Genomic DNA, 12,432 nt, shown 5'->3' on the forward strand with positions numbered 1-12,432 from the left:
ATTCATGACGCAGATTATTTCTAAAACGCAGGTTCCAGCCAAACGCGGCGGACGTCTTGATCCCATTGCCTTTTTTGAGCGCTTTGGGGTACTGATTTTCATGATCCTGCTGCTGATTTTCTTTCAGTTGCAGAACAGCAATTTTCTTTCTGAACGCAATATTTTCAACATTCTGACCGAAGTCTCCATCTACGGGATCATGGCCGTCGGTATGACGTTTGTCATTCTGACCGCCGGGATCGACCTCTCCGTAGGTTCTATTCTGGCAGTGTGCGCCATGACCGCGGCGTATGTGATTAAAGGGGACAACTTCACCACCGTCGACCCGAACGCCTGGGGCGGCATGAGCTGGCTGATTGGCCTTGGTATCTGTATGGCGATGGGCACCGCGATTGGTTTTCTGCATGGCCTCGGCGTGACCCGCCTGCGTCTGCCGCCGTTTATCGTCACCCTCGGCGGGATGACTATCTGGCGCGGCCTGACGCTGGTGATTAACGACGGCGCGCCAATTGCCGGTTTCGACGCGGGATACCGCTGGTGGGGACGTGGCGAACTGCTCGGTATCTCCATTCCAATCTGGATATTCGCGCTGGTGGCGGTAGGCGGTTATCTGGCGCTGCATAAAACCCGCTGGGGGCGCTTCGTGTACGCCATCGGCGGCAACCCGGAGGCGGCGCGTCTGGCAGGGGTTAACGTGAAGCGCGTGCTGGTGAGCGTCTACGTGTTAATTGGCTGTCTGGCAGGGCTGGCGGGCTTCATTCTCAGCGCGCGGTTGGGCAGTGCAGAAGCAGTCGCCGGGATCTCTTTTGAGCTACGCGTCATTGCCTCGGTGGTCATTGGTGGTACCTCACTGATGGGCGGCTACGGGCGTATTGGCGGCACCATTATCGGCTCGATCATCATGGGCATCCTGATTAACGGTCTGGTGCTGATGAACGTCTCGGCTTACTACCAACAAATTATTACCGGCTTAATTATCGTTCTGGCGGTGGCGTTCGATACCTACGCCAAGAGCCGTCGCGGCGCATTGTGAGGATCATGATGAAAGAAGTTCGTATTGGATTGATTGGCACCGGGTATATCGGCAAGGCGCATGCCATCGCCTATGCCCAGGCCCCGACGGTGTTTAACCTGCGCGGCAAGCTGGTGCGCGAAATGGTGGCGGAAGTCTCTCCAGAGCTGGCCGCCGAGCGGGCGCAGGCGTTTGGCTTCAATCGCTCAACCGGAGACTGGCGTGCGCTGGTGGCTGACCCGGCCATTGATGTCGTGGATATCTGTTCTCCTAATCATCTGCACAAAGAGATGGCGCTGGAAGCGATTCGCCATGGCAAGCATGTGTATTCAGAAAAGCCGTTGGCGCTGAACGCCCACGACGCACGTGAAATGGTTGAAGCTGCACAGCGGGCAGGAGTGAAAACGCTGGTGGGGTTCAACTATATGAAGAACCCAACGGCGCAGCTGGCGAAAGAGATCATTGAGCGCGGAGAAATTGGTGAGGTGATCCATTTCTACGGCACCCACAACGAAGACTACATGGCCGATCCGCTTGCGCCGATCCACTGGCATTGTTTTAAAGAGACCGCCGGACTTGGTGCGCTTGGCGATCTGGCGGCGCATATCGTCAATATGGCGCAGTACCTGGTTGGGGATATTAAGCAGGTCTGCGGCGACCTGAAGATCGTGGTGCCACAGCGTCCGGCGCAGGTCGGTTCCTCGCAAATGGTGACGGTAGAGAACGAAGATCAGGCCCACGCGATGGTGCGCTTTGCAGGCGGTGCGCAAGGGGTGATTGAAACCTCGCGCGTTGCCTGTGGCCGCAAGATGGGGTTGTCGTATGTGATTACCGGGACCAAAGGAACCATCAGTTTTACCCAAGAACGCATGGCAGAGCTGAAGCTCTATCTGCATGACGATCCGGTCAACCGCCAGGGGTTTCGCACTTTACTGGTTGGCCCGGCGCACCCGGACTACGGCGCGTTTTGCATGGGAGCCGGGCATGGTATCGGCTTTAACGACCAGAAAACTGTGGAAGTACGCGACCTGGTGGACGGCATTGCCGCCGATGCACCGATGTGGCCGGACTTTGAAGAGGGCTGGAAGGTGTCGCGCGTGCTTGACGCTATCGCACTCTCGCACCAGGAAGGCCGCTGGCTGAACGTGAACGACATTGTCTGAAGAGGTATCAACGTGGAAAAGCAGTTTGATGTGATATGCATGGGCCGCGTGGCGGTTGACCTCTACAGTCAGCAAATTGGCGCGCGCCTGGAAGATGTGTCGAGCTTTGCCAAATATCTTGGTGGTTCGTCCGGCAACGTGGCTTACGGCACGGCACGCCAGGGACTGCGTTCTTCAATGCTGGCGCGGGTTGGCGACGAACATATGGGCCGTTTCCTGCGTGAAGAATTAAACCAGGTAGGCTGCGATACCAGCCATCTGATCACTGATAAAGACCGCCTGACGGCGCTGGTGCTACTCGGCATTAAAGACCGGGACACCTTCCCACTGATTTTTTACCGTGATAACTGCGCGGATATGGCGATTACCGCCAGCGATGTTGATGAACAGTACATCGCTTCTGCTCGTTGTCTTGCCATCACCGGGACGCATCTTTCTCATCCGCAAACCCGCGAGGCGGTGTTGACGGCGCTCACTTACGCCCGGCGTCACGGCGTGCGTACGGCGCTGGATATCGATTATCGCCCGGTGCTGTGGGGACTTACTTCCTTAGGCGACGGCGAAACACGTTTTATCGCCGCTGATCAGGTCACCCGCCAGTTGCAGGAGGTGCTGCATCTTTTTGATGTAATTGTCGGCACCGAGGAGGAGTTTCATATCGCGGGCGGCAGTACCGATACGCTGCAGGCGCTGTCGCAGGTTCGCGGCGTGAGTCACGCGACGCTGGTCTGCAAGCGCGGTGCGCTTGGCAGTTCGGTGTATACCGACGCGATCCCGGCCCGGCTGGACGATGGCCTGACGGTCACCGGCGTACGCGTAGAGGTGCTGAACGTGCTGGGGGCGGGGGATGCGTTTATGTCCGGCCTGCTGCGCGGCTATCTTAACGATGAAGGGTGGGAACAGGCGTGCCGCTATGCAAATGCCTGCGGCGCACTGGTGGTATCACGTCACGGCTGTGCGCCGGCGATGCCGAGCAAAGTTGAGCTTGATGATTATCTTTCCCGCGCTGCAGAGGTTCCACGTCCGGATCTCGATCCGCATCTCAACCATTTACATCGCGTGACGACTCGCCGCCGCACATGGCCGGAACTGTGCGTGATGGCCTTCGATCACCGTAGCCAACTGGAAGAGATGGCGTTGCAGTGCGGCGCGTCTTTGAAGCGTATTCCTGCATTGAAACAGCTTATTTTGCAGGCCAGCCGTGAAGCGGCCAACAGCGCCGGGCTGGAGGGCAAGGCCGGGCTGCTGTGCGATGGTACGTTTGGTCAGGATGCGCTGAATGCGATAACCGGAGAGGGCTGGTGGATAGGTCGCCCTATCGAACTGCCGGGGTCGCGCCCGCTGGAGATGGAACACGGCAATATAGGCTCGCAGCTCATCAGTTGGCCGCAGGAACATGTGGTGAAGTGTCTGGTCTTTTTCCATCCGGAAGATGCCCACGCGTTGCGTCTGGAACAAGAACAGAAAATCGCTGAGGTGTACCGCGCCTGTTGCCAGTCCGGTCATGAGCTGCTGCTGGAGGTGATTTTACCGGCCAGTATGCCGCGCAGTGATGAACTGTATTTGCGCGCCATTTCCCGTTTCTACAACTTAGGGATCTACCCCGACTGGTGGAAACTCCCACCGCTGACTTCTGCTGGCTGGACGGCGTTGAGTGACATTATCGAACGGCGCGATCCGCACTGCCGTGGCGTGGTGATCCTGGGTCTGGACGCTCCGGCAGAGCAACTGCGTGCTGATTTTAAAGCGGCTGCGGGTCATGGGGTGGTGAAAGGATTTGCCGTGGGACGCACGCTGTTCGGCGACGCTTCCCGCGCGTGGTTGAAACACGATATTGACGATGCGCAGCTGGTGACGCGCATTAAAGATAACTACCTGCAGCTTATCGCCTGGTGGCGCGAGCGCGGACAAGCATAATTCAGGAGAAGATGATGACGGTACAATTAGGTATTAATCCACTGACATGGACGAATGACGATCTTCCTTCACTGGGCGCTGAGACGTCGCTTGATACGTGTCTGAGCGAGGGCAAAGAGGCTGGATTTGCTGGTTTCGAACTGGGCAACAAATTCCCGCGTGAGGCGCGACTGCTCGGCCCCATTTTGCAGCGCCACGACCTGCAACTGGTTTCCGGCTGGTACTCCGGACGTCTGCTGGAACGCAGCGTGGAGGAGGAGATTGCCGCTGTGCAATCGCACCTGACGTTACTGCGCGAACTGGGAGCGAAGGTGCTGGTCTTTGCCGAAGTCAGTGGCTGCATTCACGGCGAGCAGCAGACGCCGGTACATCTGCGTCCGCGCTTCCCGCAAGAGCGCTGGCAAGAGTACGGTGAAAAGCTCACCGAGTTTGCGCGCTACACCCAACAGCAGGGAGTACAGATTGCCTATCACCACCACATGGGAACGGTGATTGAATCTGCTGAAGATGTGGATAATCTGATGACGAATACCGGTGATGAAGTTGGCTTGTTGCTCGACACCGGGCATTTGACCTTTGCGGGTGCCGATCCGTTGGCTGTGGCGCAGCGCTGGGCATCACGTATCAACCATGTTCACTGCAAAGACGTACGTGCCGACGTGCTGGCGGATGTCAAAAACCGCAAAACCAGCTTCCTCGATGCGGTGCTGAGCGGCGTCTTTACCGTGCCGGGAGATGGCTGCGTTGACTATCCGCCAATCATGGCATTGCTGAAGGCGAACCAGTATCAGGGGTGGCTGGTGGTGGAGGCGGAGCAGGATCCAGCCATCGCGCATCCGCTGACGTATGCGCGTCTGGGCTATAACAACCTTAGCCGTCTGGCGCGGGATGCCGGGCTTATCTGAGGAGGTGATATGTCACGTTTATTATCACGCTGGCAGCAGCCGAACGCGCAAGGGTGTACGCAGTCAGTGACGCCGGAAAGCGCCGGTTGGGGATATGTTGGCTTTAGAGCGTATGAACTGGAGGAAGGGCAGCAGCTTACGCTGCCCGCCGTCAGCGAAGAACGCTGCCTGGTACTGGTCGCCGGACGCGCGACCATCACCACGCCGGGCGCAACTTTTACGGATATCGGTGAGCGGATGAGCCCGTTTGAACGCATCAAACCGTGGGCGGTTTATGTCACTGCTGGTGAAACCATACAGGTTCAGGCGGTGACCAGACTGGAGCTGGCAGTCTGCGCTGCGCCGGGGAAAGGCACGCACCCAACGCGGTTGATCGCACCTAAGGATATCGACGGGGAAGCGCGCGGCAAAGGCCACAACCAGCGCTACGTGCACAACATCTTACCGGAAGATAAACCCGCAGATAGCCTGCTGGTGGTGGAGGTGTGGACCAACGAAGGTCGTACCAGTTCTTACCCAAGCCATAAGCATGACACCGATAATCCCCCGCAGGAAACCTATCTGGAGGAGACTTACTACCATCGCCTCAACCCGCCGCAGGGATTCTGTATGCAACGGGTGTACACCGACGACCGGTCGCTTGACGAGTGTATGGCAGTCTATAACCGCGACGTGGTGATGGTGCCGAAAGGGTATCACCCGGTGGCAACCCTGGCGGGATATGACAGTTACTACCTTAACGTGATGGCCGGCCCGGTTCGCAAATGGATGTTTACCTGGGAAGATGAACATGCGTGGATTAACAGGGATTATCCGGTTGATAAGTAAGGTCATGAATGGCTTTGTTAAAAGTGAGTCGTTTTTTTCCCTCCTTTTGATGAGTAAAAGGGGAAGGAATGGGATGACGGTTGGCGCTATTTAAGTGCTCATTATTCTCATCGCTCGCCTGGCCATGAGAATAATCCAAGTGTCGATATATTTGAGGTTATGGCAGTAGCCGGGGTGCTCTCGAGAACACCCCGGCTATCTTTTGTTTATATCCCGATCAGGAATTTGGTTGATGGTTCTCAACTACCCAGACGGTGAGTACTTTTTCCAATGTTTTATCTCCCGTCGTCGCCTTCGCTCTCACCCAACTTACACCGGCCGTATCCGTTCTCAGTTCAGAGTAAGCATTCCCTAACTTAAAGTTGGTTTTATCCGGCGTCATCGTAAAGGTTCCGCTGCCGGGTTTGGCTTTGCTGCCTGCGCTAAATTCGACACTGCCGTTTAACGGGTTACCGAATTTATCCTGCAACCGGGCCATAAAGCCTACCGGCTCAAGGTTGGCAACGGCATAGCCAGGATCCTGCTCCAGAGTGAGTACTGGATTCTGGGCATCGGCATTCAGCGTTAGCGAAGCATTTGCCGAGACATTGCTACCGTGTTCAGCCAATGTGGCGGTCAGCGTGTAACGACCCGCCTTATTACCGTGGACATTTACAGTCGCAGTACCGGAACCATTGGTGGTGACAAGCGTATTGTCAATCACCAGAGGATCGCGTGGCGATGGGCCTGTAGCCGTAATTTTCAGCTTACGGTTGCTGACGCTGTTCCCTGATGTATCGGTCAGATGCAGGGTAAACGCCACGTTATCCACATCACTGACTACGGCGGATGTCGTTGACGGTTCGATCGTCAACGCGGCATTTTGCAGATCCGATACCACCTCAATCGCCTTACTCGCCGTAACGCGTTTACCCTCTTTGATGAAGGTTGCCTGCAATTGATAGTGCCCGGCTTCTGCGGCAATAAAGGTTGTTGATGCCATTCCTTTCTCATCCAATGTCAGTTCGGACTGGCCCAGTTTTAATCCACTGGTAGGGGAACTGGTCAGGTGCACGTCACCACTAAATGGGTTGTTTTCACCGTCGACAACCTGTACCTGAATTTCATGTGCCGCTGATGCGTTTGCCACAATGCTCTCAGACGGTGCGGTCAAATTCAGCACTGCGCTGTTAATATCAGGTACGAATTCCAGGTCAACGCTTGAGGACTCAACGCTGTGCTGCCCATCTGTAACCCTGGCATTAACGGTGTAATGACCTGCCTTAACCGTAGTTAACGTTACCGTCGCGTAACCGTCTTTATTGGTGGTGATTTTCTCCGGGTACACGAGCCCTTGTGGCGTTACGATAAGCTCCACTTTCTGTCCTTCAACCGACGCGGCGGTATTGTTGAGCATGATTTCAAGCGTGGCACCATCGCGACCGTTTGCTGCAATATTGGTGATTGCGCCATTGTCTTTGGCCGTCAGAGACAATGTTGCCCCCTCCATTGCAGAGGCAAATGTTACGCTTAGCGATGAGCTGATGTTCCCCGCGCTTAGTGTAATATCATAAGTTCCCGGAGTTGAACTGGTCAGTGAGAATCTTGCTTCACCTTTGGCATCGGTCTTCACAACGTTCTCCCCATTCGCGATCTTAACCTGTGGCGGTAACGCCAGGGTGACCGTGTATCCGGACAGCGGGTTCCCATAACGGTCGGTCAGGGTAACGACCGCGACATTACTCTGTTTGCCATCCGCCAGCGCATTGTCCCTGGTCAGGTTAAAAGCCTGCACCACCGGCTGCGTTTTGTCGGCAATCCAGTTGGCTTGTTTTTCCAGCCCGGAGAAATCATGTTTTTGTGACGTCACACCAATGCGTGTCGCCTGAGCCAGTTCAGATGTTGCCTTAGCGCTGTACACGCCGTCTTTCTCTTCTACGGCAGTAAAACGGACCTCGCCGCTGGCTGAAACTGCATAAAAACGTAAGCTGTCGTCGCCGGTGATGGCATTCCCGTCTTTATCTTTTGCTTCTAACGCCAGGCTAATCGGGTGTCCAACGACCTGCTCCATGGGCATTACCGTGAATGTCGATTTTGCCGCCTCGGCGGAAACCGCTTTTAGTGTCACCGTCAGGGTTTCTGTTTTACCCAGGACTTTAGCGGTGATGCGTGCCGTCCCCGCCGTTAAACCCGGCGTCAGCGTGGCGGTATACACCCCGGAGCGGGTTTCCTGCACTTCACCAAGTTTTGGAGCCTGTGCTGAACGCTCACGATTTCTCTGTGCGTCAGGTGTAAACGCTAAAGACAACTCAATGTCATGTGCAAGCCCTGTTAACGGATTACCATTGGTATCTTTAAGCACCAACGTAACCGGATGCTGTGACTTCCCGTCAGCCGCGATGATCGGTTGCTGCTCGCCGTTCAATGTAAAATCCATTGTGCCGACAGAGGCTGAACTCCCCGTCACCGTCACGTTCATCACCGCATAGTTAGAGACATTTCCTTTAACATCTCGCGCCGTTGCACCGATTTGCCAATGATTAGTGCCGCCTGGTGTATAAGCGGGTAACGTCAGTTGCCATGATGTGCCGCTACCGGAAATGCTTCCGCCAGCGGCGGTAAATGCGCTATCGTTCCACTCTACCGACTGAATGCCCCAGTGGGATTTATCCAGTGAAATAGTCACCGGAATAACGGCGCCACCTTCCCCCTGCACGCTTTCAGGCAGGCGGATTTTCAGAACCGATTTTTTGCGGTATTCCAGAACAATATTGTTATTTCGTTCGACAAAATCGTAGCGTCCGTGCTGAACTTCGCGCATTAACGCAACATTGTCGCTGTCCAACTGCTTCGCCAGCGGGATGCCGGGGCGATAGTTAATCTCTATGCCGAAGCGTGAATCATGAGTATTGCTCTGCCCCTGCTTGTGTTCAGCGGAAAGCGTAACTAGCGGAACCGGCGTATAGCTGATCCCGCCTGTAAAGGCGTACGGATTTTCCTGAAGATGATCGCTGCCAAAGAGGCCGACATTCTTGCCGTAATACTTTTCATATTTAAGCGATGCGCCCAGTTGCGGATACGATGGCAACCAACCTTGGGTATAGATATCCCAGCCATCTGCCGGACGTTCCTGATAATCATCCAGATCGTGGGAATCCTTCCATTTTGATAATCTTAAATAAGCATTTACGCCTGCGCGTAAATAATCTCGCCAATACTCAACGCCTGCACCCATACGTGCGTGATGACGACTTAAATCGTAGTCATAAAATAAGTTTGCGCCCAGCATTGAATTATCCGCCGTGAAATAGCGATAACCCATGCCGATATTAGTTTGGGTTCTGTCATCGGTACGGTGAAGCGATGTCTGGCTAAATAAAACATGCTGCTTTGTATCAATCCACGGATAAAGGAAATCGAACGCCGAATCTTTCAACGAGAAAGCGTCATCGACGTTGAGTTGAATACGCGCATTACCGTACTTCTGTAGCCACTCTACCACCTCCTTCGTTGCCTGTGCTGAGACGGTATTGGCAGCAAAACTGCCCGCATGGCCGTTTTCAATACTTCTGCCAGCCTGCGCGGCGAGAGAAGACAGACCGCGCAGTTCTTGCTGTTCTGCGGTGGCCTGCCATGCCTTAACGGCTGACGCATGGCTGATGGTTGGCGTGAAGCTAAGAAGGGCAGGATACAGAGCCTGCAAAGCGATTGTTGACCATGCGACAACCTTATTAACGGGGCCTGTTGCCCCATTGCTCCGCGAAATTTTCTTATTTGACATTTGTAACTCCAATATCAATTAAAAAAATCAAAGGTTATTTCATGTACTGAACGGGATGCGTAATATATGTATTTAGTCGGAAAATTCAAGAGTTGTTCATGGAGAAGTTAACTGGATATTTTTACACTATGCGGCGTTGTGGGCTGGCTAACGATGTCGAACGTTTAAATGACGAATGTATTTAAAAAATACGTTTCTTTTTATCGTGATGATTTTAAGCCTGTAGGGATATTATTTAACCATGGTCTTTCACTGTTAAATAAAAAGAGTTATCAGGAAATGAGTCTGCTTGTTCGTATTCAGCTATTATCATGTTCTCCGGATCTAAGTCTGGAACGTGTCAACACTTTCAGGACGGGGCAATAGACACAAAAAAGCCCTCAGCTTGCGCTGAGGGCTTTTCGCCGGGCTGTCGGAGTCTGAATAAATTTCCCAACCTATTAAAAGTAAGGGGTTTTTTCGTATTCAACTTTCAGTTGTGTACCTAAACGTGTACCAATTTTCTCACTGTAGCAGCGTTGTATCTCGTATAAACAGGGAACTAAATATGCTGTTAATCATGGGGCAGCATCATTAGGAGGGTATACATTGACCGATGTACTTACACGATGAAACTCTAGTATGTTGCCAGTATGGTGACCAGGGATAGCTTCAAACACCCCAAGAAATCGGTACAGTGTCCTGTTCAACTCATCACGAGAATGTGCCATAACAATTCGTTTATCCCAGCGTTCTGTGTATCCCTCATCATCTTTTATATTCCGCTCTATGATTTTGTTACCATCATCAGTCAATTCATTTCCCCAATCTGAATTTCCATATAGTTTTGGAAACCAAACCATGCATTTTCCTGATAGACCCATTGCTTCACTTATGTGAGAAGGAATGCTCCAACCGCCAGACTGATGATGTCCTTTGTTGTAACCGAAACAGTTCAAAGCATCCCGGTGGTATCTGAAGACGGCATCTGGACCTACAGATATCCTTCCTGCCTTAAGATGAGGACGAGCTGTATATTTATTATCATAATCCCATTCTTTGAATTTTTTATCTTTAATCATTCTATTTTTACGATTGCGTATCAACTCAATAAATTCATTGATATAACGATCGAAAATTTCAAGACTTATTTCGCTGGCGGGAATTCTTTTCTCTAAAAATCCTGTAACTTCAGTAATATCCATACGACGTTTCGCATCATCTATTTGTGATTGCTCACTGTTGTGATGCCCTTCATCAATTTCAAGATAAAGTTCCAGTTGTGGGAAAAATAAATCTGCCAAATAGATTTTTCCATTTTCTTTTCTGACACATTGCTGGCAGACAAATTCAATGTCGGGATCATTTAAAAGATGATAAATGCGAGTTACTGCATAATGTTCCCATCGTTTTTTTGAGGTTTTCGTAAGTGAACGTAGGATGTAATCAGTTTTATCCATTTATATGCCTTCCTTCTTTGTTCTTCATGTAATGTGCTTTTTCTTATGGCGATAGTGTTACCTATCGCCATAAGATGCGTTAGTATTTTTTTAATCTAACTGTTTATACTGTTAACTTCGATGATTTTCTATTTTATATCATGTGGTTAAGCGGTGGTGAGTTGGTGAGGAGTGAAAAGTCGACTCTTCCCCTTTGTGATTTTTGCTCGTTCTGGATCTGCCCGGTCAGGCGATGTGGTGGGGGGATAAAAAGTTTTTTTAGGTTTTACTGTTCACACTGTTCACCTCTGGTTTTTTATTAATAATTTCATGGTGATACAGGGTGAAGATACGGTGAAGGGTGAACAGTGGATTGTTCACCTTGCGGCAATGGCCAGAAAGGAAAAGACCGGCTGTTGCCGGTCTGAGTGAGGTTATGTTGCTGCGGGGTCGTCGCACTTCGGCAGCCAGTCCCCGTAGCTTTCCTCTTTCAGCGACAGATTGGTTTGTATCCCCCGCTTTGTGTGCCGCTTTTCATAATTCAGGCCGTACTCTTTCAGCATCATAGGTAGCCCCAGCCCGAACATTTTCAGGCTGAGCGCGTTCCTGTACCCGTTAGCCTCCATATAGGCCAGATACGCGTGATAGAGATATTTACGGTAATTACGCGGGATGATGCTGGCATTCCCCATAAACATCCCGTTGGTCTGCGGGAGCATTTCCAGATAGCCGCAAAAATCAAATGTCGGGTCAGCATCGCGCTTAATGCTGAGCGCCTCGTCGGAATTCTGCTGCGACTGGAGCAGTGCGCGCGCGGTCATCGGGTCGCTGAATTTCTGCATAAGCTGGCGCACAATGACGGCCAGCTCGAGCGCAATTTTATCCCTGAGCTGCGGGTCGCGTTCCTCCGGCGCAATCTGCTCCGGGAAGTGAATAATCACCCGGCGACGTGACACACCGCCGCTGCGGTCGGTGAAGCGCATCGGGTTGTTGTTCACGGCCAGAATCACCGCCGGAATGTGTGTTGAGTACGGGTTCTGGTATTTCGGGTCAACCGAGACCGCATCGCCGCCGGTGATGGCCTTAAGCCCTGCGCCGTCACCGCTCCATTTTTCCTGGTCAGGCAGACGGATAGCCGCCGCACTGGCACCAGAATTAATGCATCTCAGCGAACAACCTGACATCGTCAGAAAACGGGCTCTCGACCGGGCGGCCGCCAGTGTTCGCGAAGCGTTGTCCGTTCATGTAACCCGCGGAGGAAATATTGATTACGCAGAGGAAGATCGCGACATTCTGACAAACAACGGTTTCCGGCCTGACAGAACATCAAGAGACGACAACCGGTCAAAATATACGCCTGAACAGAGTCAGATTTTCATGCGTCGACAGGCCGCTAAGCCCCGCAAAAAATCAGCATAAAACACCCCGA

The 12,432-nt window shown here is 52.7% G+C and carries 8 protein-coding genes and 1 pseudogene; 6 read left to right on the forward strand and 3 right to left on the reverse strand.

All coding sequences use genetic code 11. The features are described 5' to 3' along the window. Positions 1–4: 4 nt before the first annotated feature. The 5 genes from OGY08_RS21545 to iolB are packed head-to-tail and all read left to right on the forward strand — an operon-like array spanning position 5 to position 5,825. Positions 5–1,033, forward strand: coding sequence for an ABC transporter permease (locus OGY08_RS21545; RefSeq protein ID WP_003826102.1), 1,029 nt, complete (start codon positions 5–7; stop codon positions 1,031–1,033). 8 nt (positions 1,034–1,041) lie between these two features. Next, positions 1,042–2,175: a Gfo/Idh/MocA family protein gene (locus tag OGY08_RS21550; protein WP_057068474.1), complete on the forward strand. Its 1,134-nt coding sequence runs from the start codon at positions 1,042–1,044 to the stop codon at positions 2,173–2,175. Positions 2,176–2,187: 12 nt separating this feature from the next. Then, the gene (locus OGY08_RS21555) at positions 2,188–4,092 is read left to right on the forward strand and encodes a bifunctional 5-dehydro-2-deoxygluconokinase/5-dehydro-2-deoxyphosphogluconate aldolase (protein WP_286566540.1); all 1,905 of its coding nucleotides are present in this window, start codon (positions 2,188–2,190) and stop codon (positions 4,090–4,092) included. A gap of 14 nt (positions 4,093–4,106) precedes the next feature. Continuing rightward, the gene (iolE, locus tag OGY08_RS21560; RefSeq protein WP_060683363.1) at positions 4,107–4,997 is read left to right on the forward strand and encodes a myo-inosose-2 dehydratase; all 891 of its coding nucleotides are present in this window, start codon (positions 4,107–4,109) and stop codon (positions 4,995–4,997) included. A 9-nt stretch (positions 4,998–5,006) separates the two neighbouring features. Then, on the forward strand, positions 5,007–5,825 hold the full coding sequence (gene iolB / locus OGY08_RS21565) for a 5-deoxy-glucuronate isomerase (RefSeq protein ID WP_286566543.1): 819 nt from the start codon (positions 5,007–5,009) through the stop codon (positions 5,823–5,825). A gap of 217 nt (positions 5,826–6,042) precedes the next feature. On the opposite strand, the gene OGY08_RS21570 is transcribed toward iolB, so the two are convergent. The 3 genes and pseudogenes from OGY08_RS21570 to OGY08_RS21580 all read right to left on the reverse strand — a co-directional run. Beyond that, the gene (locus OGY08_RS21570; RefSeq protein WP_286566545.1) at positions 6,043–9,585 is read right to left on the reverse strand and encodes an inverse autotransporter beta domain-containing protein; all 3,543 of its coding nucleotides are present in this window, start codon (positions 9,583–9,585) and stop codon (positions 6,043–6,045) included. A gap of 557 nt (positions 9,586–10,142) precedes the next feature. After that, the gene (locus OGY08_RS21575; RefSeq protein WP_021557107.1) at positions 10,143–11,024 is read right to left on the reverse strand and encodes an AbaSI family restriction endonuclease; all 882 of its coding nucleotides are present in this window, start codon (positions 11,022–11,024) and stop codon (positions 10,143–10,145) included. Positions 11,025–11,437: 413 nt separating this feature from the next. Continuing rightward, positions 11,438–12,136, reverse strand: a pseudogene (locus OGY08_RS21580) (primase-like DNA-binding domain-containing protein); the annotation flags it as partial. Between the two features lie 25 nt (positions 12,137–12,161). Here OGY08_RS21580 and OGY08_RS21585 point away from each other — a divergent pair. After that, on the forward strand, positions 12,162–12,422 hold the full coding sequence (locus tag OGY08_RS21585; RefSeq protein WP_286566547.1) for a phage polarity suppression protein: 261 nt from the start codon (positions 12,162–12,164) through the stop codon (positions 12,420–12,422). The last annotated feature ends 10 nt before the right edge of the window (positions 12,423–12,432 follow it).

It is taken from the genome of Citrobacter sp. Cpo069 (genome assembly GCF_030332785.1).
Lineage (GTDB): Bacteria > Pseudomonadota > Gammaproteobacteria > Enterobacterales > Enterobacteriaceae > Citrobacter > Citrobacter portucalensis.